Annotated in this window: 17 protein-coding genes and 2 pseudogenes; 15 read left to right on the forward strand and 4 right to left on the reverse strand. The window is 48.7% G+C overall.

Features of this window, described 5'->3' with window-relative positions; translation table 11 throughout:
- The first annotated feature begins 76 nt into the window (after positions 1 to 76).
- From asnB to ACHZBS_RS24125, 6 genes are all read left to right on the forward strand, one after another.
- The gene (gene asnB, locus ACHZBS_RS24100) at positions 77 to 1,954 is read left to right on the forward strand and encodes an asparagine synthase (glutamine-hydrolyzing) (RefSeq protein WP_319409035.1); all 1,878 of its coding nucleotides are present in this window, start codon (positions 77 to 79) and stop codon (positions 1,952 to 1,954) included.
- The gene (locus tag ACHZBS_RS24105) at positions 1,951 to 3,126 is read left to right on the forward strand and encodes a glycosyltransferase family 4 protein (protein WP_319409036.1); all 1,176 of its coding nucleotides are present in this window, start codon (positions 1,951 to 1,953) and stop codon (positions 3,124 to 3,126) included. Before asnB ends, ACHZBS_RS24105 begins: the two co-directional genes overlap by 4 nt.
- Positions 3,123 to 4,667 (forward strand): oligosaccharide flippase family protein, encoded by a 1,545-nt coding sequence (locus ACHZBS_RS24110; RefSeq protein WP_319409037.1) that lies wholly within the window; start codon positions 3,123 to 3,125, stop codon positions 4,665 to 4,667. The genes ACHZBS_RS24105 and ACHZBS_RS24110 overlap by 4 nt, the downstream gene beginning before the upstream one ends.
- Positions 4,664 to 5,218: an acyltransferase gene (locus tag ACHZBS_RS24115; RefSeq protein ID WP_319409038.1), complete on the forward strand. Its 555-nt coding sequence runs from the start codon at positions 4,664 to 4,666 to the stop codon at positions 5,216 to 5,218. Before ACHZBS_RS24110 ends, ACHZBS_RS24115 begins: the two co-directional genes overlap by 4 nt.
- Before the next feature lie 158 nt (positions 5,219 to 5,376).
- Positions 5,377 to 6,510, forward strand: coding sequence for a glycosyltransferase (locus tag ACHZBS_RS24120; protein ID WP_319409039.1), 1,134 nt, complete (start codon positions 5,377 to 5,379; stop codon positions 6,508 to 6,510).
- Positions 6,510 to 7,808 (forward strand): glycosyltransferase family 4 protein, encoded by a 1,299-nt coding sequence (locus ACHZBS_RS24125; protein WP_394708024.1) that lies wholly within the window; start codon positions 6,510 to 6,512, stop codon positions 7,806 to 7,808. Before ACHZBS_RS24120 ends, ACHZBS_RS24125 begins: the two co-directional genes overlap by 1 nt.
- A gap of 168 nt (positions 7,809 to 7,976) precedes the next feature.
- Here the strand turns inward: ACHZBS_RS24125 and ACHZBS_RS24130 are convergent.
- Positions 7,977 to 8,814, reverse strand: a protein-coding gene (locus tag ACHZBS_RS24130) for an IS5 family transposase (protein WP_394708025.1) whose coding sequence is annotated in 2 segments (ribosomal slippage) — positions 7,977 to 8,403 and positions 8,402 to 8,814 — 840 coding nt in all. Because the reading frame shifts where the segments join, the coding sequence is not laid out codon by codon here.
- Between the two features lie 354 nt (positions 8,815 to 9,168).
- Here ACHZBS_RS24130 and ACHZBS_RS24135 point away from each other — a divergent pair.
- Positions 9,169 to 10,926: a hypothetical protein gene (locus ACHZBS_RS24135; protein WP_319409042.1), complete on the forward strand. Its 1,758-nt coding sequence runs from the start codon at positions 9,169 to 9,171 to the stop codon at positions 10,924 to 10,926.
- A gap of 184 nt (positions 10,927 to 11,110) precedes the next feature.
- Here ACHZBS_RS24135 and ACHZBS_RS24140 read toward each other — a convergent pair.
- Both ACHZBS_RS24140 and ACHZBS_RS24145 read right to left on the reverse strand, forming a co-directional pair.
- Positions 11,111 to 12,246, reverse strand: a protein-coding gene (locus ACHZBS_RS24140; protein WP_319405970.1) for an IS3 family transposase whose coding sequence is annotated in 2 segments (ribosomal slippage) — positions 11,111 to 11,967 and positions 11,967 to 12,246 — 1,137 coding nt in all. Because the reading frame shifts where the segments join, the coding sequence is not laid out codon by codon here.
- Positions 12,247 to 12,480: 234 nt separating this feature from the next.
- A pseudogene (locus tag ACHZBS_RS24145) lies at positions 12,481 to 13,532 on the reverse strand (IS481 family transposase).
- 249 nt (positions 13,533 to 13,781) lie between these two features.
- Here ACHZBS_RS24145 and ACHZBS_RS24150 point away from each other — a divergent pair.
- From ACHZBS_RS24150 to ACHZBS_RS24180, 7 genes are all read left to right on the forward strand, one after another.
- Positions 13,782 to 14,732: a glycosyltransferase family A protein gene (locus tag ACHZBS_RS24150; RefSeq protein ID WP_319409043.1), complete on the forward strand. Its 951-nt coding sequence runs from the start codon at positions 13,782 to 13,784 to the stop codon at positions 14,730 to 14,732.
- On the forward strand, positions 14,729 to 15,976 hold the full coding sequence (locus tag ACHZBS_RS24155) for a glycosyltransferase family 4 protein (protein ID WP_319409044.1): 1,248 nt from the start codon (positions 14,729 to 14,731) through the stop codon (positions 15,974 to 15,976). Before ACHZBS_RS24150 ends, ACHZBS_RS24155 begins: the two co-directional genes overlap by 4 nt.
- A gap of 143 nt (positions 15,977 to 16,119) precedes the next feature.
- Positions 16,120 to 17,255 (forward strand): IS3 family transposase gene (locus ACHZBS_RS24160; RefSeq protein WP_319405970.1). Its coding sequence is split into 2 segments (ribosomal slippage): positions 16,120 to 16,399 and positions 16,399 to 17,255, totalling 1,137 coding nucleotides; the frame shifts between segments, so codons are not numbered across the junction.
- A 191-nt stretch (positions 17,256 to 17,446) separates the two neighbouring features.
- Positions 17,447 to 18,418, forward strand: coding sequence for an acyltransferase (locus tag ACHZBS_RS24165; protein WP_319409045.1), 972 nt, complete (start codon positions 17,447 to 17,449; stop codon positions 18,416 to 18,418).
- Between the two features lie 95 nt (positions 18,419 to 18,513).
- Complete coding sequence (locus ACHZBS_RS24170; protein ID WP_319407407.1) at positions 18,514 to 19,764, forward strand: IS256 family transposase; 1,251 nt, start codon at positions 18,514 to 18,516, stop codon at positions 19,762 to 19,764.
- Positions 19,765 to 20,027: 263 nt separating this feature from the next.
- A complete protein-coding gene (locus tag ACHZBS_RS24175) occupies positions 20,028 to 20,885 on the forward strand; it encodes an exosortase/archaeosortase family protein (protein WP_319409046.1) in 858 nt (285 codons plus the stop codon).
- The gene (locus tag ACHZBS_RS24180) at positions 20,858 to 21,508 is read left to right on the forward strand and encodes an exosortase C-terminal domain/associated protein EpsI (RefSeq protein ID WP_319409047.1); all 651 of its coding nucleotides are present in this window, start codon (positions 20,858 to 20,860) and stop codon (positions 21,506 to 21,508) included. Before ACHZBS_RS24175 ends, ACHZBS_RS24180 begins: the two co-directional genes overlap by 28 nt.
- Before the next feature lie 256 nt (positions 21,509 to 21,764).
- On the opposite strand, the pseudogene ACHZBS_RS24185 reads toward ACHZBS_RS24180, so the two are convergent.
- Positions 21,765 to 22,280 (reverse strand): annotated as a pseudogene (locus ACHZBS_RS24185) (integrase core domain-containing protein); the annotation flags it as partial.
- Positions 22,281 to 22,351: 71 nt separating this feature from the next.
- Here ACHZBS_RS24185 and ACHZBS_RS24190 point away from each other — a divergent pair.
- A protein-coding gene (locus tag ACHZBS_RS24190; RefSeq protein ID WP_319405970.1) for an IS3 family transposase occupies positions 22,352 to 23,487 on the forward strand; the annotation gives its coding sequence in 2 pieces (ribosomal slippage) (positions 22,352 to 22,631 and positions 22,631 to 23,487; 1,137 coding nt in all).
- Positions 23,488 to 23,524: the final 37 nt, after the last annotated feature.

Here is a 23,524-nt window from a genome sequence, read left to right on the forward strand (position 1 = left end):
CCGAACGGTCATAGGACATCGACCGGATTATATACCACCGTCTATAATAACGCGAAAATCGAAAGAATCATTGCTTATGTGCGGTATCTGTGGATTTACTTGGCGAGATGATGAGAAACTGAATTCCATGGTTGCGACGCTTCGTCACCGTGGACCGGACGAAACAGGAACGTTTGTCGATGAGGAGGTGTCCATTGGGCATGCACGGCTAAGTATCATCGATTTGACAAAAACCGGATGTCAGCCGATGGCGAGTGATGACGGGAATATGATCCTTTCCTACAATGGTGAGATCTATAACTTTAAGGATCTACGGCATGAGTTGAAATCCCTCGGGCACAAGTTTTCTGGTACATCTGACTCAGAGGTATTCCTTTACAGTTACCTTGAGTGGGGTGTAGGTGCATTCAACCGCTTCAATGGGATGTGGGCAGCATGTATTTACGACATGCGCGAGAACTGTCTAATTTTGTCCCGCGATCGAATCGGGGTAAAGCCTTTATATTATTGCCTAACCCAAGAAGGCTTACTTTTTGCGAGTGAGCTGAAGGCTCTTCTACGTCATAACTTACGATTGTCTTACAACAGGGATGCTGTAGATATTCTATTATCGACTCAATTTATTCCTAGCCCTTTGACGATTTTTGAGGGAATCTTCAAAGTAGAACCACGTCAGTTCCTCCGGTGGGATATAAAGAAATGCACGCTCACGAAAGACTACTATTACAATGTCCCAAAATATGATCCGCTCCATGATTATAATCGGCTGATCGAGATGGGACGAGATCTTCTCGACGACGCGATTCAGATTCGAACTGTTGCCGATGTGCCAGTAGGTGCGTTTCTTTCAGGAGGTATTGATAGCTCCGTGGTGGTATCGCGGATGCGCGAGAGGATCACCGGTGACAGGCTTCATACCGTCTCGGTTGGCTTCGATCTACCCGGCCTGGATGAGAGCGAATACATAAACCTCGCAAAGGATACATACGAAACAAACCACCACCATGTACAGTTCAAATGTTGCGACATTGACAATTTGGGAGATTTGGTTGCGTCGATTTATGATGAACCTGTGGCTGATCCATCAACGTTTCCAACGCTTTGTCTTTGCCAAGAGACGCGGCGGTGGATGACTGTGGCATTAAGCGGAGATGGAGGAGATGAGGTATTTGGCGGCTATGACGGGCGACGGATAGTTGCGCAGTTTGTTGCTCTTCGTCGTATTCCACGAATAATCAGAGCTTTTTTGCACGGCATGCTCAAGGGCCTGCATGGTTACCGCATAACCAAATTAGGTCGTCTTGCCGAAGCTTTACGTGTGAGTTTACTTGACCCATCGGAGTATTGTGCTGAGATTGGTGCAACGCTCGTATATCGACCTACAGCATTCAAAAAGTGGGCGCGTGAAAAACTGAGAGAGCTATTGCCATTATCCCGTGGGAATCTGGTCGAGGCGGTAATGAAATTTGACATTTTCTACAATCGGTTAGGTGACAATTATGCCGCAAAAGTAGATCGGATATCGATGTCTCAGTCGCTCGAAGTGCGATCGCCGTTTTTGGACTACCGATTTATGGAGTATGCATCGCGGATCCCAGTGGAGTGGAAGGTTACGGCACGACGTAACCGTGTCCTGATGAAAGATCTGCTTCGGGGCTGGATTCCTGATCGAATTATCGATCGAAAAAAACATGGGTTTGCCGCCCCACTGGGACCTTGGGTTGAATCGCACGAAGACGAGTTGCGCGAAGCCGTTGACGAGCTTTTCGAAGCCGGCGTGCTGGATGCGAAGTGGGTCCAGTTCTTTAAGACGCGTGTTTTCGAACATAATCATACGATATATCGTGAATATAAGAAGCGATTATACTTCCTATGGAAATGGTATCGTGTATGGGGGAGCGTCATCCCGCAGAGGGGTGCGGGTGCCTGTGTGTCGGAAGAGGCGCTTGTATGAGGACAAGCGGTTCCAACTTGTATTTCGCTGAGATCATTGGCAACTTTAACCAGGGTGGAGACGGGCGAGTAGCGAATCATCTTGCATGTGGGCTTGAGCACGCTGGCGCACGAGCGACTTGTATATCCCTACGTCGGGGAGGTAACGCAAGGAACGAAGACGGCCCTCAGGAGTCATTAGACTTGGGATCGCGGCGAAGAATAGTCGGGAGTTTAATCGCATTTGGACGATTAGTTCGTTTCATTCGGCGAGCCCGGCCATCGGTTTTACACGTTCACGGGCAACAAAGTCTCGTTGTCGCTGCGCTCGCGATCATTGGCTTACGGAACAGACCGCAGTTCTGGTTCACCTGGCACAATTCCGAAGGCGTGTTTGACGCAATGGGGTTACGAGGCTGGCTGATGCGGTGGGCGGTGCGGCGTTGCGATATGATCTTTGGTGCCTCGCGGAGTATCGTCGATCGTATGCGAGCGACGCTGGGCAATTTTCCTCGGATCGAGGTCTTCCGCAACGGGGTTCCAGTCATGGAGCCGACAACAGGCATGCAGGCGGATGAGCCGGTAATCTGTTGGTGCGGTCGCATCGTCCCGTCTAAGGATCCCCGGGCGTTTATTCGGGCGGCAGCTGTGCTCAATCGTGAAGGCTTGCGGTTTCATGCGGTGCTGGCGGGCGATTCGCCGGCGCATCTTGGCTGGTTCATGGATGAGACCCGGGCGCTGGCGGCGGAGCTCGGTTTGGCGGATATCGTGGAATTTCCCGGGTGGGTGGATGATGTGGCGGCTTTGATCAGGCGCAGCGCCATTGGCGTGCAGACCTCGCATACCGAAGGGTTGAGTATGACGCTGTTGGAGCAAATGATGGCCGGTTTGGCGGTGGTGGCGACGGATGTGGGGGATACCTCTATAGCGGTGGAGGACGGCAAGAGCGGGTATGTGATACCAGCAAAAGACGACACGGCACTTGTGGATCGGCTGCGGAGGCTTCTCGAGGATCCACGACATCGAACGCAAATTGGCGCCGCAGCGCGGCAACGGGCGATCGCCGAGTTCAGCCTCGCGAGCATGGCGCGGCAGGCGAGGGAGGCTTACCAAGTGATAGCGGTACAACGGAAACAGGCGGGCGAGGCGCAGCCGCCGGGGCCAGGGCAGCACGTGGCGGGGGAGCAAGGGTGAGCGCAATCGAGCCGGCGGTCGAACCATCGGTCAAACCACCGATCGGGCAGGCCGGGCAAACAGCGCCGGGTGATTCGTTGCGCAAGCGGGCGCTTCGGGCCTCGGTATGGATGCTGGCCGCCAGGCCCGTGGGCATGAGCGTTCAGCTCGTGCGCAGCCTGATTCTTACGCGGTTACTGTTTCCCGAGGCATTCGGTCTGATGGCGATTGTCGGAGCGGTGACCCAGGCGGTAAACATGTGCTCGGATATGGGGTTGGGCCCGAGCATCATCCAGAACCCGCGGGGGAAGGAAGAGCGATTCTTATGCACCGCCTGGACGATCCAGGTCCTTCGCGGCGTAGTGCTCTGGCTGTTATGCGTGACGCTGGCGTGGCCGCTATCGTGGATTTACGGCGAACCGATGCTCAAGTGGCTTCTGCCGGTGGCGGGACTGTCGGTATTCATTGGCGGTTTCAATACGACGGCCTGGCAGACGGCCAATCGAGATCTGGCCATCGGCCGAGTGACGTTACTGGCGCACGGCATCGATATCACGACCACGGCGATTTTGATCGGCATCGCATGGTGGTTGCGCAGCGTCTGGGCGCTGGTGATCTCCTCGCTGGTTTCCGGGCTTCTGCATGTCGTCCTCGGCCATCTGATTCTGCCGGGTGTGCGGCATCGCTTCGCATGGGATCGGGCGGCCGCGCGCGAACTGGTGGGCTTCGGCAAATGGGTGTTTGTGAGCACACTGCTTACTTTGCTGGCCATGCAGAGCGACAAGTTGATGCTCGGCGGGCTGATTACTACGAAGGTGCTCGGCATCTACAGTATTGCCCTGGTTCTCGCTGCTCTGCCGCGGACGTTGGTGCAGCAGTTCAGCGGCACGGTTCTTTTCCCCGCCCTTTCCGAGCGCTATCGCCAGGATCCGCGGCGAATGCACGTGCAGGTCAAGCGGGCCCGCGGCGTGCTGCTGCGCATCGGACTGTTGTTGACTCTGGGTGCGGCGGCAATAGGCCCTGCCTTTTTCCACTATCTCTACGACCCGCGGTATTGGGCCGCGGGTTGGATGGTGCAATTTCTGGCATTTTCTATGTGGATGACCATGCTAAATACCACCACGGGCTACAGCTTGCTATCGTTGGGCGACAGTCGGGGGGTGGCGATAGGCAACGCGGTAAACGTCGTGGTTACGGTGGCAGCGGCGCTGCTGGGTCATTTCTGGTTCGGCTTGTCCGGCTTCATTGTGGGGTACGGGCTGGGCACGGGCGCCGGCGAGGTTTACCAGGGGGTGGTGTTGCGTCGCCGAGGTATAGGCGTGTTGCGGCAGGACCTGAAATTTACCTGCGTGGCCGCCGCCGGCGGGGCGGGTCTGTTGGCGGTGTATCTGGCCGAGCGCGGTGAGAACTGGACGAGCATGCCGTGGGTTAGCGGTGTGCTCGGGTTGGCGGTATGGGCGGTTGTGGCTGGGGTGTTCTGGCCGAGCCTGCGCCGTGAACTGCCGGAAAGAATGCACTTATCCAAGTGGCTTGGGGGGCGAAGGAAGGTTGCTTCCGCATGAAGACGGCCAATCGCTTGCAGCGCTGGTATGCCTGGCAACTGTGGAAGCGGCGCTTTGGGTGGTACGCTCGATCGGCTTATTTCGAGCGGCCCGACCTGGTGGTGAATCCGCAAGGCATCCATCTGGATTGGGGCGCTTTGATTCGAGCGCATGCCCGCCTGGAATGTGTGAAGCATGAAGGCCAGTTCGGCCAGATTGAGATCGGTGAGGGCAGCAGTGCCCAGTTTTACTTTCACTGTGCCGCTGCTAAGCGGGTCAGCATCGGTCAACACGTCCTGATCGCCGGACGCGTGTATATCACGGATCACGATCACCAGATGCCCTGGCGCGAGGGGGGCATGGTCGTCAGGCCGGTGATGATCGGGGACGGTTGCTGGCTGGGTGAAGGCTGCGCGATTCTGAAAGGCGTCGAACTCGGGCCGGGCTGCGTGGTGGGGGCTAACACAGTGGTAACGAAAAGTTTTGAGGCCGGATCAGTAATCGGCGGAGTGCCTGCACGGGTGATCAAGGATGGCGCGTACAAACCAGCAATGTCCGTGACACAAAGATAAACGTAACACATCGAGATCACATAACAGGTTGTTACACCTGAAACTGATTATCGGTTCTCTCCGAAAAACCATCCCTACATATGACAAAACAGCTATCGTTGGAAGCTGATAAAAATCGGAATCCCATACGGCGTTTCGCAGTAGTACAGCATGGGGATATGCGCGAAGCTAAGGCGATTATTTCATCCGGCGAGCCTGAACCCTACTTTGGCATGGGATATACCTTATCGGTTCTGGACAAGTTTTTTGGTCAAAATGAACGCCTTGTCATCAGCCTGAATGCCCCCGCGTATGACATAAAAAACGGTAGGGAGCGATTACTATCCATTCCGCTCCCCAACCTCCCCACGTTTGTACCTGGCAGGTTGATTTCTGATATTAGAACCGCTCAGATAATCCGTGTAATTAAAAAATTCAGACCGACCCATCTTTTAGTAAGAAGCGGTGGACGAATCGCCTATCGAATATTAAGCGGGCTTAAGCATTACCACCTAAACACATTAGTTGTATGTGCAAACGTCTTTCAATCAAAGTCTAAGGCCGAAAAAAAATTTCACAGTCTCCTCATTAATGAACTGAATGAAAATCATGTTCGTCTTGTTGGCAATCATCGTTGGCCAGCCACCCAATCAATGATCGATGTCGGGTTGGCCCCTAAAAAAGCGGTCGCTTGGGACTGGCCGGGGCAGAAAAAGGCCGAAGATTTTCCTGTCCGCTATTTTCCTGAAAATAACCGCTTTGAAATATTATACGTCGGTGCCATCATCAAAGAGAAAGGCGTGGATGATTTAATTGAGGCTATTGAGATAATAAGAAAAACAGATCAGCGGTTCATGCTTAAAATTATCGGTGATGGGGCTGATTTCCATAAACACATGGCCAATTTCAGGGATTCCCATTCAATTGCTTTTCTGGGACGCCTTTCAAACGACCAGGTTTTCGAACAAATGTGCAAGACAACCCTGATCGTTGTTCCTTCAAGACATAGTTTTTCAGAGGGATTTCCCCTCACCTTAACTGAGGCGCTTGCATCAAGGACCCCTGTAATCGTCTCGGACCATCCAGTTATGCTTAGATCTCTTATAGACAGAGAGGGCGTGCGTTTTTTTCGAGCAGCAGATCCCTCGCATTTGGCTCAAGTTATAAAAGAAGTTATGGCTAATCCGGGTCATTACAATCTTCTATCAGAAACTACTGCAAATGCATTATCAAGGGTAGAATGCAAGTATTACTTCGGAGATTTGCTAAATGCCTGGAAAGCAAGTTTTGACTATGAACCTAAGGTGTCATGATGGCAGATAAAAAATATCATGTTCTTGCAATAGCTGAAGCGGCTAACCCAGAATGGGTAAGTGTGCCATTAGTTGGCTGGTCACACGTTGCAGCCTTGCGTAAAATCACCCGGTGCCACCTCGTTACCCAAATTCGCAATGCTCAAGCAATTATAAGGGCAGGGCTCTCTGAATCTGAATTTACAGCGATCGACTCTGAAAAAATCGCCAAAGCTATTTACAATCTTGGAACCCGTCTTCGTGGGGGAAGTAATAAAGGATGGACGACCATCACTGCTCTTAGCTCGCTATCTTACTATTATTTTGAATATCTTGTCTGGAAACAATTTGGCGAATCAATTCGAAATGGTCATTTTGATATAGTCCATCGTATCACGCCGCTTAGCCCAACGATACCAAGCATATTGGCAAAGAAATGTGCAAAAGCCGGTGTGCCATTTGTAATCGGCCCTCTCAATGGTGGCGCACCTTGGCCAAAGACTTTTGATAAACTAAGAAGAAAAGAAAGAGAGTGGCTCTCCTATATGCGGTTTGCATATAAGCTTCTTCCTGGGTATCGCGCCACCCGAAAATATGCCAGCAAAATTATCATCGGCTCTCAATTTACTTGGCAGCAGATGCCCCATAAATTCCGGCATAAGTGCATTTATATGCCAGAAAATGCAATTGATCCAAGCCGGTTTAATGTCCAGCGTGCCCGTCATGCCGAATTACCGATCCAAGTTATATTCATTGGGCGACTTGTGCCATATAAAGGGGCAGATATGCTGGTAGAAGCTGCCACCCCCCTAATTCAAACCGGCGTAATTCAGCTAACAATAATAGGAGACGGGCCTCAACATTCCGAGCTTCGTAATTTGATTGAACACCACAAAATTGCCCATGGTGTTAAAATGGCCGGGTGGGTTGAACACAAAAAGATACAATCGTATCTCTCAAAGGCAGATCTGTTTGCGTTTCCAAGCATCCGGGAGTTTGGGGGGGGAGCCGTTTTGGAGGCCATGGCGGTTGGGGTGAGCCCGATTGTCATGAATTATGGCGGCCCGGCAGAGCTGGTGACCCCTGAGACCGGATACTTAGTTGAAATGAGTGATCGCGTCCATATTATCGAGAGTTTCCGGGCCTTATTGGGTGAAATAGCCAACGCCCCAGAAGAACTCGAAAAAAAGTGTAGGCTTGCCCGAGAGCGCGTGAATCACCTATACACTTGGGATGCAAAAGCTAAGAAAACGGCTGAAGTATATGAATGGGTGCTAAAGCGACAATTCGTAGATGAACTGACCGGAACAAAGAACTAATTTACTGTTATTTAAGGGTAAAACAATAAAAAAATTACTTTCAAAAAATCAAATACACATTTATAGTTGCTTTCCTCCAATAGTGTACAGTTTATCCGATAGTTATCATTAATGAATAGAAAAGTAGATACCGCAGAACATGCAAAAGGGGTCATAATTACTAAGTGCTTATCCGTAAATAATGCCTGCCTTTCGGTAGGCGATAATAGCCGCGGCCATATGCAGCAGCGCCAAATAGGTATCCGTAAGCTTTTCGTAGCGGACCAATATCTTTCGAAAGCGATTAAACCATGAGTGGCTCACTTCAACCACCCAGCGTCTGGCTTTCCATCCTGGATTCTTCTTTTTTTCCTGAATCTTTTCCCCGCGTCTTTTCACGTGGGGTATGTAGCACTTCGAAACGATCACTTCCAATGCTGGTTGGCCGTCGTATCCTCTATCGGCGCAAAGATGCTGTTCGATGTCCTGGGGGCGCTCGATGATGATCTCCTCCAACACCAGCGCTAATTGGGAAGCATCATGTCGATTGGCTCCGGTCACGACGAGTGACAACGGGACACCACGGCCGTCTACCAACAGATGCCGCTTGGTCCCTTTTTTTCCCCCTGTCGGTCGGATTCCGACCAACCGCTTCTTGCGCCAAAGGCGCTTTGACCATGGCTCCGTCTATGCTCTGCCATTTCCAGGCGATTCCCTCCATCTCGTCATATTCGGCAAGTCCGGATCGCCAAAGGGCCACGAAGAAACCAGCACGCATCCAGCGCATGAAATGGGTATGAATCGCACTGGGGCTTCCGAAACGTTCCTTGGGCAGAGCCTTCCATTGGCAACCCGTTCGCAAGACGTACATGATGCCTTCAAATATCTGACGCGGAGGCATTGGCTTTCTACCCCCTCCAGCATTGCGCTTGTATTCTTTCTTAGGATCGCGCTCCGGCTTTGGTATGAGGGGCTCAACCTTTTCCCAAAACGAATTCGATACCTCCCAAGACTGGATTTTTGGCATCTACCCTCCATGATTAAACGGTTTCTCATGGAGAACATGATAGCATTTTTTGGAAGAAAAACATACTTTATTTACGGATAAGTACTAAGTCCTTTGGCATATGTATAAAAGAACCTATGGTTTATCGCCCAACATATATCCTTAAAAAACTGGCCCGAAAATTGCTATAAATAAACCCCAGTTTGACCTCTAATTGCTATACAGTTCTTCGTAGAGTCAACTAAATACATTTATTTAATCCATGATGGTTATTTTTGAAAAAAAGAGTTGAACAGTTTGGCAACAAATCATCTGATTTTCCATTGGTTAGACACTTTTCGGGGAAATCTTCTTTTTGGGGCAGAGGTAAAATTGATGAAAAAAGATTTAACAAAAAACATGCTATTGGTTGCCATTTCAATATTATTTTTTATTGGGTCTGCTATTGCGGCACAAACAAATTTGCCAAAAAATGCACAGGGCTGGACAATTTTTACGCCATCCTCCGATAGCCGCATTATGTACGTTTCCGCATCAGGCAATGATTCTACAGGCCAAATTTATAACAGCACATCTTTTTCAGATTCATTCAACCCGAGTGATGAGGCAGCTTTTGCTACCTATGCTGCTGCATACGCTAACGCTCGCAACGGTTATCCAGACTGGATATTATTTAAGCGGGGAGAGACTTTCACACAAGATATTAATGGTTCTATCCGAAATGGGCGTAGTTCCACCGAACCGTTTGTAATCGGAGCCTATGGAGCATCCGGTAATTCTCCGACCATAAAAACATCGGCCAAAACCACCGCCTTAAACTCATGGCTCAGAAGCAATGTTGCCGTTTTTGGTTTGGATTTTTACTCCTACACCCGAAATCCAATGGACTTTGGGTATATTAGCGGCAGCAACGTCAGCGGAGTTTCCTTTCTAACAATGACTTCAAACGCTGTTTTAAAAAATATCCTGCTTGAAGGGTGCAAGTTCCGCTTTTATGCAGACGGGCTCAACATTCAGGCATATGATGGCACGATAGAAAATTTAAAAGTACGCAGATGTATCCTTCTGGATAATTATTCTGGCGGGGCATCGCATGCCCAAGGAGCTTTTGTACGAGGCTTCGATATCTATTTCGAAGGATGCGTTTTCGATCATAACGGTTGGTATTCTCAGGCGGGTAGTGGTGGTATCGGAGAAGCTACTGTTTTTAATCATAATATTTATGCCGCCGATTTTCCAAGCGGCATTTTCAGAAACAACATTTTAATGAGGGCCTCCAGCATAGGCTCACTAATCAAATCTAATTCCACAAAAGGTGGGGTTGGTGTAGAAGTCGATAATAATTTGTATTTAGATAATGAAGTGGGGCTCTCCCTGACTACCGAATCTAATCCAGGTGACTGGCAGTGGGAAAATGTAAGTATTATTAACAACGTCTTTAGCAATATCGGCAGAAGCCAGCAGACAAACAGAACGCTGTCGTGGTATCTAGATTATGGTGGCGTTGATACAGGAATCATCGCAAACAACCTTCTTATCAACCAGGAGAACAGTTCTTTAAGTGGGCACGGGATTAATCTGTTTGATTATCAAAAGGACGTTACCGTCAGTGGCAATGTTATTTACAATTTGCAAAACTGCGAAGGTTTAAATTTTGATGATGCTAAGGGGGTAAATATATCCGGAGTAACCTTCCAAAATAATAAAATTCAGATACCAACCAACAGCGGTTATACAGTGAATGCTGAATACGATCTTGGCGACACTGTCTTTTCGGGAAATCAATTCTACAGTAGCAAATCCGATGGTACTCGATTTCGTTTGATAGGTGTTAACAAAACCGATTCAGAATGGGCATCGGCAACAAGTGATGATTCGAATATTACGCAGGTTTCATTTCCAGATAACACCCGCGATGTCGATACATACATGGGAAGTATCGGTGGAACTGCGACGATTGAGGGTTTTATCACCGCTATGCGGGCGCAAGATAGATTTAGTTGGGATCCTCGGCTTGAGGCCGATGCGGTCAATGCCTGGATCAGAGCAGGATTTTATGAAAATCCATCACTGGCAAATCCGATAGAGAACTCTATAATTAACGCACCTGCCAATTTAACAGTAGTCAATTAAATTAAGCAAGCGTTATACTTGGGAAGTATTTTGAGAGATAAGACTGAACGATTTTATAATAGCGGTGTAACAATACGCCATCGCGAATAAACTTTAAAATAATCGGAGGTGGACCCCATCGGCTGGACAGCCTGAGGGGTAGAATAAGCTATGAGCCGAGAGCTTTTTAAAAGATAAAAAGGCATCAGGCAGCCTCGGCGAAAGGATGGGGCAGACCGTAATAAACCTCATCCGGGGTTCTGTCGTCAAGGGCCGAATGGCCCCGTTCGTGATTGTAATAATCGAGCCACCGGCCCAGACCCTGCCGCAGCGCCTTACCGGTGTCGAATGCGTGCAAGTAAATGTATTGGTGTTTGAGGGTCCACCACAGCCGCTCGACGAATATATTGTCCTGGCAACGACCCCGACCATCCATACTGATGGCGACCTTGTTATCGATGAGAACCTTGGTGAACGCGTTGCTGGTAAATTGAGCCCCTTGGTCGGTATTGAAGATTTCCGGTGGCTCATAGCGGCTCAACGCCTCTTTAAGGGCATCGATACAAAAGGCGCTGTCCAGGGTGTTGGATATCCGCCAGGCGAGCACCTTGCGGCTGTGCCAGTCCATGATCGCCACCAGATACATGTACCCACTGGCCATGGGGATGAAAGTGATGTCGCTGGCCCAAACCTGATTGGTGCGACTGATGGTCATACCCCTTAGCAGATAAGGATATACCTTATGCTGGGGATGGGGGCGGCTGGTCCGCGGTTTGGGATACACCGCCTCGATACCCATTAATCGCATCAGCCGCTGAACCCGTTTGCGATTGGCTGTTATGCCCTGACGATCCAGCTGGCGGCTGATCGTTCGGCTGCCCGAGGATGGATTGGTAAGATACAGTTCGTCGATCTTGCGCATCAGTTCCAGCTCTTCTTGGCTTATGGGTATGGGTTGGTAGTAATAGGATGACCGGCTAAGATCGATTAGTTCACACTGCCGGGAAACGCTCAGCTGCCGATCCAACGGATCGATCATGGATTTACGCTGTTTGCGATTCAGCTGCTGAGCTTGCGTGCTAAAAAATCGTTTTCCACCTTGAGTTGACCGATCTGGCGGTACAGTTCGGCGGTTTGGGCATCGGCCTGTTTTCTGGATCGGTGGCTTTTATCGAAGATATCGGCTGCACCGTCGAGCATCTGCCGCTTCCAGGTGGAAATCATGGTGGGGTGAACACCAAATCGACTGGCCAACTGTGCTGCGGTTTCTTCGTTCTGAATGGCAGCCAGAGCGACCTTGGCTTTGAACTGTGGACTGTGTGATTTGCGCTTGTTACCCATCGTCAGATCCTCCTCATTTTTGGTCTGACTCATAGCTTAGCACATTGTCCAGTTTTTGGGGTCCACCGCCATCTGCCTGAAATTAATTGCCAGCCAATATAGGAGCGGGATAGCAAAACTACACTATACAGCTCCAAATTTAAAAAATACAATAAGTTAGCATATGTGTTCAGTTGTCCTGAACGGAACTTGAGTTGACAGTGGTCAGAAACCTTCTGGATGTGTCAACGACAGTTATGCAGCATTTATTTTTTCCAGATTCTTTTCTTTATATCGCTGCTTGCCTTCAATGAATGTTTCCATTGGCGTACGACCTTTGCAGCGTTTTCCCTGATGGGTTCGTTTTGTATTATACTCGTCCATATACTCATCCAGGTCGATCTGTAAAGTCTCAAGATCACGATACAGCTTCTTTCGAAATGCCACACGGTAGAACTCATTCAGCACGGTTTGGTGGAAACGCTCGCAAATACCATTAGTTTGAGGGCTTCTGACCTTAGTTTTGGTATGGTCGATTTCGTTGAGTTGCAGGAACAACTCGTAAGGGTGTTTATCCAGGCTGCCACAAAACTCGGTTCCCCGATCCGTCAATACCCGCACAATACAGGGACATTGTGTTCCTCAAAGAAAGGCAACACACGGTCATTGAGCGTATCGGCAGCGGTGACGGGGATCTTGGCCGTATACAGCTTGGCAAAGGCCACCGACGAATAGGTATCGACCACCGTTTGCTGATAGATCCGGCCGACACCTTTCAGATACCCGACATAAAAGGTATCCTGGCTGATCAGATAACCCGAATGTTGGGTTTCGATTTCATCCGGGTGAGATTCCCGACTGCGCTTGGCTGTTTCCAACGCCGTCAATTGGGCCTCGGTGTAAACAATGCCTTCTTTGGCTGCCCGCTCTTCAAGCGATGCCAGACGTTTTTTGAAAGTTTCCAGATCGTGCCGAATCCAGATGCTTCGAACACCGCCGGATGACACCAGAATGCCCTCTTTACGCAGTTCATTGGCAGCTCGTGCCTGACCATAAGCCGGATATTCAAATGCCATTTTGATCACGGCCGCTTCAATTTCAGGAGCAACCCGATTTTTGATACACGGCTTGCGCCGGCTTTTATCCTTGAGGCCTTCAAGGCCGTGCTCTTCATACGCTTTTTTAATGTCGTAGAAATGTTGGCGGGAAACGCCGTTGATGCGGCAGGCCTGGGAAACATTCTTGAGGTATTCGGCCAGTTCCAGTATGCTGAGTTTAGCTCTTGCGATTTTGTCTTGGGTGGTCATGATGTGCCTCCTGTTTTAGATTGTTTGGCGACAATCCAGAAGGTATCTGACCACCCATTTTTTAGCAAGGTGTCAAGTCAAGTCCGTCCTCATACAGTTCAGTGTTGTCAGTTTTGTGCATATTTCAGGAAAACAAACCGCTTTAACGGTATCTGTCGATAAGATGGATTGATCTTTTTGAGTTTGCTGATTAAATCCACCTAATATCGGATTGATCATAATCCACTCTACCCATTCCTCTACTTTTCCATGAAAAATAATAGTTATGTTATAGTATCACCCTGCCGCAACGAGGCGGAATTCATGCGGCATACGCTGGATAGCGTCATTGCGCAATCAGTGAGACCTACGTTATGGGTTATTGTTGATGATGGGTCCACCGATGATACTCCCCGGATATTATCCGAATATGCCAACCGTCATAGCTTTATCAAGATTGTCAGGCGTGATGACCGGGGGCATCGCAGCGTTGGGCCAGGTGTCATCGAGGCTTTTTACGAAGGTTATCGAGCCATAAATGCAGACAAATTCGATTTTATCTGCAAGCTTGACCTGGACCTTGAATTGCCTCCCAACTATTTCAAGACTCTTATTCAGCGGATGGCGGAAAATCCTCGCCTTGGTACATGCAGTGGTAAGCCCTATTACGTAGACTCAGGCAGCGGAAAACTTGTCAGTGAAAAATGCGGTGATGAAAATGCCATCGGGGCCAGCAAATTTTACCGTGTTGAATGTTTTAAACAAATAGGCGGTTTTGTCCGCGAGGTCATGTGGGATGGAATCGACGGACACCGTTGCCGAATATTAGGTTGGATCGCTTGCAGTTGGGATGAGCCTGAGTTGCGCTTTATTCATTTGCGGCCCATGGGATCAAGTCAAAAAAATATTGTTAGCGGAAGAATGCGTCATGGATATGGGCAGTACTATATGGGGACGGATTTCGTGTACATGACGGCATCTGCGCTGTATCGGATGACCCGCCCCCCTTTGATCATTGGTGGCTTGGCAATGTGGTTGGGATATATTCAAAGCTATCTATGCCGAAAAGAACGAATGAAAGATAAAGAATTCAGGATATTTCTTCGCAAATATCAATGGTCCTGCCTGTTAAACGGGAAAAAGCGTGCCACCGTCACTCTTAATCAAGATGGGGCTGCTCGCTGGGATCCTTCGGCACCTCCGAAATTTTCAGAAATATGACTAAACGGCCTGTTCCAATCCTATATATGTCCGGGACTCTTCCCGTACTTTCCGAAACCTTTGTTTATCGAGAGATTATAGCGCTGCGCGAGCTGGGTCTTGATATCCATACCGCTTCGGTGCATCCACCCGTTCATGGGTTGGATAATGGTGGTGTGTTAGATCAAATTGCACAGTCAACCAATTGCATCTATACAAAAAAAGTTTTTGTCCTTCTAAAGGATGCTATTGCCGAGGTGATGGCTTTTCCAATCAAATCAATAACGACAATGGCTATATGCACGTTCTGTTCGTTATTTTCAGCGGAAGTCCCCGTGCGTCGCAAACACAAAGTAATCTATCAGGGATTGGCAGCATTAGCGCTGGTGAGGCGCATTCGCCATTTAAATATCGGCCACATCCATTCCCATATGGCACATGTGCCGACAACCATTGCAATGTTTGCTGCGCAACAGCTTGGAATCCGTTTCAGCTTCACAGGACATGCGGTGGATATTTTTCCAGAACGGACCTTGCTCAAGGAGAAACTCAAAAGAGCACTATTTATCAACTGTATCAGCTATTGGCACAGGGATTTCTATAGATCAATTGTTAAAAGGCCAGACACGGATTATCCTATCATCCGTTGTGGTATCGACACCAGAAAATACAAAGCCGCTTTTCCACCGCTTAAGAAGCATCTTCATGTGCTGAGTGTATGTCGTTTGGTCGAGAAGAAAGGAATCGATATCCTCATTTCCGCCGCAGAAAAAATAGGAAAATGCGGAGGTCCTCCAATGAAGTACACAATCGTTGGTGATGGGCCGGAGAAGGATAAATTGCTGGCGATGACAAATGGCCTGTCACCGGCTACAAAGGTCGAGTTGACAGGCAGTATCGACAATGATGCTGTAATGAAACTTATTGAACAGTCGGATGTATTTGCACTACCCTGTCGTATCACCCACTCAGGCGATCGAGATGGCATCCCGGTTGCGCTGATGGAGGCCATGGCCCTTGGCCGCTGTGTAATTTCTGGGGATCTTGAACCGATCAGAGAACTCATCGAACACAATCACTCCGGCATCATGATTCCCCCCGGCGACGAAAATGCGCTGGCCAAAGAATTGATAGATTTGGCGAATAACAGATCACGAATGGAAAACTTAGGAAGAGCTGCTCGAAAACGTATCGAAAATGAATTCGATCTTATGCTAAATGCTAATCGTATAAAAAGAACAATGCATGATCATGAGTTGATCTAACTTGAGCTAAAATGAGTGTTTTAAAGCCTAACCCGGAAAGTTGAGTTATTCAATTCACGCCTTCTATCCGCAGGGCGGTGGACCCCAAAAACTGGACAATGTGCTAAGCTATGAGTCAGACCAAAAATGAGGAGGATCTGACGATGGGTAACAAGCGCAAATCACACAGTCCACAGTTCAAAGCCAAGGTCGCTCTGGCTGCCATTCAGAACGAAGAAACCGCAGCACAGTTGGCCAGTCGATTTGGTGTTCACCCCACCATGATTTCCACCTGGAAGCGGCAGATGCTCGACGGTGCAGCCGATATCTTCGATAAAAGCCACCGATCCAGAAAACAGGCCGATGCCCAAACCGCCGAACTGTACCGCCAGATCGGTCAACTCAAGGTGGAAAACGATTTTTTAGCACGCAAGCTCAGCAGCTGAATCGCAAACAGCGTAAATCCATGATCGATCCGTTGGATCGGCAGCTGAGCGTTTCCCGGCAGTGTGAACTAATCGATCTTAGCCGGTCATCCTATTACTACCAACCCATACCCATAAGCCAAGAAGAGCTGGAACTGATGCGCAAGATCGACGAACTGTATCTTACCAATCCATCCTCGGGCAGCCGAACGATCAGCCGCCAGCTGGATCGTCAGGGCATAACAGCCAATCGCAAACGGGTTCAGCGGCTGATGCGATTAATGGGTATCGAGGCGGTGTATCCCAAACCGCGGACCAGCCGCCCCCATCCCCAGCATAAGGTATATCCTTATCTGCTAAGGGGTATGACCATCAGTCGCACCAATCAGGTTTGGGCCAGCGACATCACTTTCATCCCCATGGCCAGTGGGTACATGTATCTGGTGGCGATCATGGACTGGCACAGCCGCAAGGTGCTCGCCTGGCGGATATCCAACACCCTGGACAGCGCCTTTTGTATCGATGCCCTTAAAGAGGCGTTGAGCCGCTATGAGCCACCGGAAATCTTCAATACCGACCAAGGGGCTCAATTTACCAGCAACGCGTTCACCAAGGTTCTCATCGATAACAAGGTCGCCATCAGTATGGATGGTCGGGGTCGTTGCCAGGACAATATATTCGTCGAGCGGCTGTGGTGGACCCTCAAACACCAATACATTTACTTGCACGCATTCGACACCGGTAAGGCGCTGCGGCAGGGTCTGGGCCGGTGGCTCGATTATTACAATCACGAACGGGGCCATTCGGCCCTTGACGACAGAACCCCGGATGAGGTTTATTACGGTCTGCCCCATCCTTTCGCCGAGGCTGCCTGATGCCTTTTTATCTTTTAAAAAGCTCTCGGCTCATAGCTTATTCTACCCCTCAGGCTGTCCAGCCGATGGGGTCCACCTCCCAGTTCGTCGAGTCCGTAAAAGCAGAAAAAAACATTTTAAAAATTGGTATACCGATTTGGGTAATAACGGAGTTTTAAACATTTGTTAAAAAGATATATATCAATAGACTTATGAGTGAAAGATTCCAAGTTTTAGATGGCTGGCGTGGCATTAGCATCTCTTTTGTATTAGCTGGCCATTTGCTTCCATTAGGGCCAAAAATTTGGCAAATGAATGGGGCCATCGCGACTACTGGTATGGCCTTATTTTTTATATTGTCAGGTTTTTTGATCGCTAACATCTTAATTAAAAACCAGGATGTAATAAGTTTTTTGGTAAGACGTATCATGCGTATTTTTCCATTAGCTTGGCTGGTTATAGGAATTACTTTCATTTTTAAAGGTGCCACTACCCATCAATGGTTCTCAAATTTATTTTTTTATGCCAACTGGCCACCAATGGGAATAGTGGAAATAACATCCCACTTTTGGAGCTTATGCGTTGAAGTACAATTTTATTTATTCATTGCAATATTAGTTAGTCTTATTAAAAAAAGAGCGTTCTATCTTATACCAATTCTTTGCCTATTTATAACATTATTTCGGATCTATCATAATATTGAAATAGCCATAAATACATATTATAGAATTGATGAAATACTCGCCGGTTGCATATTAGCTCAAATCTATCATAGTAGACATAGAAATTTAAGAAAAATAATTGGATTTTGGAATCCTTTACTACTTTTAGCACTTTTACTACTTTCAGCACATCCAAAGTTTGGTATGATTAGATTTTTCCGGCCATATTTTGCAATGTTATTAGTTGGGTCAACTCTTTTTACAAATAAAAAGGGCAAATTTGAGGTTCTATTAAAAAGTTCGCCATTGTATTACATAGCAAGTATTTCTTACGCTCTATACATATTTCACGGTGTCTTAGCAGACACATGGTTTGGTGAAGGGGACAGGTTGATAAAATATTTAAAGAGGCCTCTACTATTTGGAGTAACCTTTATTTTAGCGCATTTTTCAACTAAATATTTTGAAAAATATTGGCAAGATATTGGAAAAAGAATCACCGTTGCACGAAGTGAGCTATAATCAAAAGTTGTGTTTAGGAAAGTAGGTGGTGTATCCCCCGGTTGACTGTTTACGAGGCATTCAACCGGCCAACAATTGGAAAGGATACACACACCATGAGTAAAGATAACTTAATCAAGCTGAAAAAACCAGATGTCTTTGTGGATGACCCGATCACCGATATTTTGCGTCAGGGAGCCAGAAAGTTGTTAACCCAGGCGCTGGAGGCCGAGATCGAAATTTTTGTTCATCAATACAAAGACCTGGTTGACGAACTGGGCAGGCAACGGGTTGTTCGAAACGGCTATTTGCCAAAACGGGAGATTCAAACCGGGATCGGCCCGGTTCCGGTTAAAGCCCCACGGGTTCGGGATCGATCGGGTCAGTCCTCAGACAGGGTTTATTTCAACTCGTCCATCTTGCCGCCCTATCTTCGTAAAACGAAAAGCCTTGAGCAACTGATTCCCTGGCTTTACCTGAAAGGGATTTCCACGGGTGATTTTACCGAAGCACTGGCAGCTTTGGTTGGAAAAGGTGCCCCAGGGTTGTCCGCGCCGACCATCAGCCGTTTGAAAACGGGCTGGGAGAAGGATTTCCAGGATTGGCAAAAGCGCAACTTGTCAGGCAAGGATTACGTTTACTTTTGGGTCGATGGTATCCACTGCAACGTACGCATGGATGACAAACAGTGCCTACTGGTTATTATCGGTGCCACCCGTGACGGCAAAAAAGAACTGGTGGCCATCGATGGAGGTTTCCGGGAAAGTGAACTGTCGTGGACACAGCTATTAATGGATATCAAATCCAGAGGGCTTGAGATCGGCCCTAAGCTATGTGTAGGCGATGGTGCCCTTGGCTTCTGGAAAGCCATTTCCCAAGTATATCCTGACAGCCGCTGGCAGCGATGCTGGGTTCACAAGACGGCCAATGTTCTCAACAAAATACCAAAGAGCATCCAGCCCAAGGCCAAAGAGAAACTTCATGAGATCTGGCATGCTGACACCAAAGATGACGCCGAACGTCACTTTGACAACTTTGTTCAGGTATACGAGGCGAAGTATCCGAAAGCCGTACAGTGTTTAAGAAAGGACCGGGAGGCCCTGTTAACCTTTTATGAATTTCCTGCCGAGCATTGGCGGCACATTCGAACGACCAACCCCATCGAATCGACGTTCGCAACTGTCCGATTAAGAACGGCAAAGGTCAGGGGATGTTTTTCTGCCACCACTGTCACCACGATGGCGTTTAAGCTTTGTCAATGTGCAGAGGGAAGATGGATAAAGCTGCACCATCCTGAACGTTTGGCAGAAGTAATAAAAGGAGTCAGATTTGTGAATGGAATAGAAGAGAATCGGATCGCCGCCTAATTTTTCCATACACAACTATTGACCATAACTCGCACGAAGTATGAGAATGGTAACTGCCCAAATGATAGTAAACAAAGATCGAGGGTACGAGGCACGGTGATGAAATTCCGGTTCAGTAAATATTATAAATGGGCCGGGGTATTGATGTGCCGGGATGTATCGATGCGGGTTGGTGACGGTGTGCCGAGGTCAACCTAACGCCACAACGCCTCCCAAAACCCCCTATATCATTTTGAATGCTAAACACGGATCAAATCACCTCTATGAGAATCTCCACTGATATCATCAAACGAAAGTCGACCCTATTGGCGTTGATTGCCCTGACCCTCTTTGTTGCCGGCTATGCACCGATTTTTGAGATCTTGGGGAAAGTATGGCTGGAGTCGGATGAATATGCCCACGCCTTATTGGTCCTGCCGATCATTGGATATATGGTTTGGACCCAGCGTGCTGCGCTGGTCGATAATCCGGTTCGATTTTCGTCTATAGGATTATTGATCCTTGCCGTTTCGACACCCCTGTTCATGTTCGCCCTGTTAACACAGGTCCGAACGGTTATTGCCCTGTCCATGCTGATGACCGTGATCGGCACAATCATTTACCTTGCAGGGGTAGGTGCCGTAAAGGTGTTGTTCACGCCGCTTATTCTTCTTGCCATGCTCATTCCGGTGCCGGAGCAATTGTATATTCAGCTTACCTTTCCCCTTCAGCTTAAGGTCTCTCAAATCAGCGAGGTGGTTATCCGGTTGCTCGGTGTGCCCATATTCAGGGAGGGCAACGTCATGACCATCCCGCAAAAGACCTTCGAGGTGGTGGAGGCCTGCAGCGGACTGCGTTCCATGATCGCCCTGCTGACATTAAGTGTGATCATGGGCTATTTTATCCTCAGGCGGCCGGTTTCAAAAATGGTATTGGTTGCCGCCAGCGTGCCGACGGCCATTTTAGTGAATATCATCCGCGTGGTATCCATGATTCTCCTGTTTCACTTTTTTAAGCTGGACCTTACCGAAGGAACCTTGCACACGGTGATGGGGCTGGCAATTTTCACCATCGCCCTGTTGATTCTATTTCTACTACAGAAAGCATTGGAACTGTGGGAAACAAGATCGAATTTAAGCTGACTGTCCTGATCGGTTTTTTCCTGGCCACCTGCATTTTTGTCTACGGGTTTAACCAGCCCACGGAAATTAAGGAAAAACCGCCGCTCACAGAATATTTCAGGCATGTTGACGGTTATGAAAACCTGGGCTTTGTGTGGATGGCGGACAATCACGTGAAGATGCTGCAACTGGACGACTACGTGTTTGCCAACTTTAAGCGCGACGGCAATAAACCCAACCTCTATATCGGTTACTATTATTCGGCAGACAAAGCCTACAGGGCGCATTCTCCTCTGGTTTGCTACCCTGCCCAGGGGTGGAAAGTTGACAGCAAGCCGGTCATCGCGACCCTGGAAACAGGTCCTTACACAATCAACTATGAAGAGATCGTCACTTCATTTGGGCGTGAGAGAGAGTTGGTTCTCTACTGGTACCAGTCCCACCTGCTTACCAACACGCAGGTCTACAAAAACAAAATCGACATGGCCTACAACAAGCTGGTCAACAATGACGAGCAGCATGCCTTTGTGCGCGTGGCTGTGCCATTTGAGGATTCACCGTACGCGGATGTGAAAAAATCAGCCGTGGATTTCATCAATGCTTTTTATCCCCGCTTTGTGGAATTTATCAAGGCAGAGGGGTAACAACTTTAGGCTATGGGCTATGGGCTATGGACTATAGGCTGTGGGCGATAGACGATAGACGATAGGAAACGCGGAAGTTGTGAAGTTTACAGATGAACGTCGAACATCGAACGTCGAATGGGGAAGGGCAGGAGAAAGGAGTCAGAATTAAGGAGTCAGGAGCGAATTTGGGAAGAGAGGAAGCTGGGAGATGAAGTGTCCTGAACGGAACTTGAGTTGACAGTGGTCAGAAACCTTCTGGATGTGTCAACGACAGTTATGCAGCATTTATTTTTTCCAGATTCTTTTCTTTATATCGCTGCTTGCCTTCAATGAATGTTTCCATTGGCGTACGACCTTTGCAGCGTTTTCCCTGATGGGTTCGTTTTGTATTATACTCGTCCATATACTCATCCAGGTCGATCTGTAAAGTCTCAAGATCACGATACAGCTTCTTTCGAAATGCCACACGGTAGAACTCATTCAGCACGGTTTGGTGGAAACGCTCGCAAATACCATTGGTTTGAGGGCTTCTGACCTTAGTTTTGGTATGGTCGATTTCGTTGAGTTGCAGGAACAACTCGTAAGGGTGTTTATCCAGGCTGCCACAAAACTCGGTTCCCCGATCCGTCAATACCCGCAATACAGGGACATTGTGTTCCTCAAAGAAAGGCAACACACGGTCATTGAGCGTATCGGCAGCGGTGACGGGGATCTTGGCCGTATACAGCTTGGCAAAGGCCACCGACGAATAGGTATCGACCACCGTTTGCTGATAGATCCGGCCGACACCTGGCGGTGGACCCCAAAAACTGGACAATGTGCTAAGCTATGAGTCAGACCAAAAATGAGGAGGATCTGACGATGGGTAACAAGCGCAAATCACACAGTCCACAGTTCAAAGCCAAGGTCGCTCTGGCTGCCATTCAGAACGAAGAAACCGCAGCACAGTTGGCCAGTCGATTTGGTGTTCACCCCACCATGATTTCCACCTGGAAGCGGCAGATGCTCGACGGTGCAGCCGATATCTTCGATAAAAGCCACCGATCCAGAAAACAGGCCGATGCCCAAACCGCCGAACTGTACCGCCAGATCGGTCAACTCAAGGTGGAAAACGATTTTTTAGCACGCAAGCTCAGCAGCTGAATCGCAAACAGCGTAAATCCATGATCGATCCGTTGGATCGGCAGCTGAGCGTTTCCCGGCAGTGTGAACTAATCGATCTTAGCCGGTCATCCTATTACTACCAACCCATACCCATAAGCCAAGAAGAGCTGGAACTGATGCGCAAGATCGACGAACTGTATCTTACCAATCCATCCTCGGGCAGCCGAACGATCAGCCGCCAGCTGGATCGTCAGGGCATAACAGCCAATCGCAAACGGGTTCAGCGGCTGATGCGATTAATGGGTATCGAGGCGGTGTATCCCAAACCGCGGACCAGCCGCCCCCATCCCCAGCATAAGGTATATCCTTATCTGCTAAGGGGTATGACCATCAGTCGCACCAATCAGGTTTGGGCCAGCGACATCACTTTCATCCCCATGGCCAGTGGGTACATGTATCTGGTGGCGATCATGGACTGGCACAGCCGCAAGGTGCTCGCCTGGCGGATATCCAACACCCTGGACAGCGCCTTTTGTATCGATGCCCTTAAAGAGGCGTTGAGCCGCTATGAGCCACCGGAAATCTTCAATACCGACCAAGGGGCTCAATTTACCAGCAACGCGTTCACCAAGGTTCTCATCGATAACAAGGTCGCCATCAGTATGGATGGTCGGGGTCGTTGCCAGGACAATATATTCGTCGAGCGGCTGTGGTGGACCCTCAAACACCAATACATTTACTTGCACGCATTCGACACCGGTAAGGCGCTGCGGCAGGGTCTGGGCCGGTGGCTCGATTATTACAATCACGAACGGGGCCATTCGGCTCTTGACGACAGAACCCCGGATGAGGTTTATTACGGTCTGCCCCATCCTTTCGCCGAGGCTGCCTGATGCCTTTTTATCTTTTAAAAAGCTCTCGGCTCATAGC

It is taken from the genome of uncultured Desulfosarcina sp. (assembly GCF_963664155.2).
Classification (GTDB): domain Bacteria; phylum Desulfobacterota; class Desulfobacteria; order Desulfobacterales; family Desulfosarcinaceae; genus Desulfosarcina.

Coding starts and splice junctions, on each gene's coding strand:
- ACHZBS_RS24155 (WP_319409044.1), top strand. CDS start 14,729: ATGACTAAACGGCCTGTTCCAATCCTATATATGTCCGGGACTCTTCCC.
- ACHZBS_RS24120 (WP_319409039.1), top strand. CDS start 5,377: ATGCGCGAAGCTAAGGCGATTATTTCATCCGGCGAGCCTGAACCCTAC.
- ACHZBS_RS24175 (WP_319409046.1), top strand. CDS start 20,028: ATGAGAATCTCCACTGATATCATCAAACGAAAGTCGACCCTATTGGCG.
- ACHZBS_RS24135 (WP_319409042.1), top strand. CDS start 9,169: ATGAAAAAAGATTTAACAAAAAACATGCTATTGGTTGCCATTTCAATA.
- ACHZBS_RS24105 (WP_319409036.1), top strand. CDS start 1,951: ATGAGGACAAGCGGTTCCAACTTGTATTTCGCTGAGATCATTGGCAAC.
- ACHZBS_RS24150 (WP_319409043.1), top strand. CDS start 13,782: ATGAAAAATAATAGTTATGTTATAGTATCACCCTGCCGCAACGAGGCG.
- ACHZBS_RS24125 (WP_394708024.1), top strand. CDS start 6,510: ATGGCAGATAAAAAATATCATGTTCTTGCAATAGCTGAAGCGGCTAAC.
- ACHZBS_RS24165 (WP_319409045.1), top strand. CDS start 17,447: ATGAGTGAAAGATTCCAAGTTTTAGATGGCTGGCGTGGCATTAGCATC.
- asnB (WP_319409035.1), top strand. CDS start 77: ATGTGCGGTATCTGTGGATTTACTTGGCGAGATGATGAGAAACTGAAT.
- ACHZBS_RS24115 (WP_319409038.1), top strand. CDS start 4,664: ATGAAGACGGCCAATCGCTTGCAGCGCTGGTATGCCTGGCAACTGTGG.
- ACHZBS_RS24170 (WP_319407407.1), top strand. CDS start 18,514: ATGAGTAAAGATAACTTAATCAAGCTGAAAAAACCAGATGTCTTTGTG.